The 532-nt window shown below is 49.4% G+C and carries 1 protein-coding gene; it reads right to left on the bottom strand.

Features of this window, described 5'->3' with window-relative positions:
* Positions 1–405: hypothetical protein (locus tag B7705_RS09710; RefSeq protein WP_158085996.1), on the bottom strand; the 405-nt coding region annotated here is incomplete at its 3' end.
* Between the last annotated feature and the right edge of the window lie 127 nt (positions 406–532).

Genomic DNA, 532 nt, shown 5'->3' with positions numbered 1-532 from the left:
AATCAGTGCGAGCCACTCAGCAAGCGCAAGCATGAGCAACAGCGTGTCCGCATCAATCAGTGCGAGCCAATCAGCAAGCACAAGCTTGAGTAACAGCGTGTCTGCCTCAATCAGTGCATCTGAATCAGCAAGCACAAGCTTGAGCAACAGCGTATCTGCTTCAATCAGTGCGAGCCACTCAGCAAGCGCAAGCTTGAGCAACAGCGTGTCCGCATCAATCAGTGCGAGCCAATCAGCAAGCACAAGCTTGAGCAACAGCGTATCTGCATCAATCAGTGCTTCAGTATCAGCAAGCACAAGCTTGAGTAACAGCGTATCAGCTTCAATCAGTGCTTCAGTATCAGCAAGCACAAGCTTGAGCAACAGCGTGTCTGCCTCAATTAGTGCATCTAAATCAGCAAGCACAAGCTTGAGTAACAGCGTGTCTGCCTCAATTAGTGCATCTCAATCAGCAAGCACAAGCTTGAGTAACAGCGTATCTGCTTCAATTAGTGCTAGCCACTCAGCAAGCACAAGCATGAGCAACAGCGTG

This window comes from Streptococcus oralis subsp. dentisani (assembly GCF_002096685.1).
Lineage (GTDB): Bacteria > Bacillota > Bacilli > Lactobacillales > Streptococcaceae > Streptococcus > Streptococcus oralis_AD.
The sequence above is the reverse complement of the archived record's forward strand: the minus strand, read 5'-3'. Positions and strand labels throughout refer to the sequence as shown.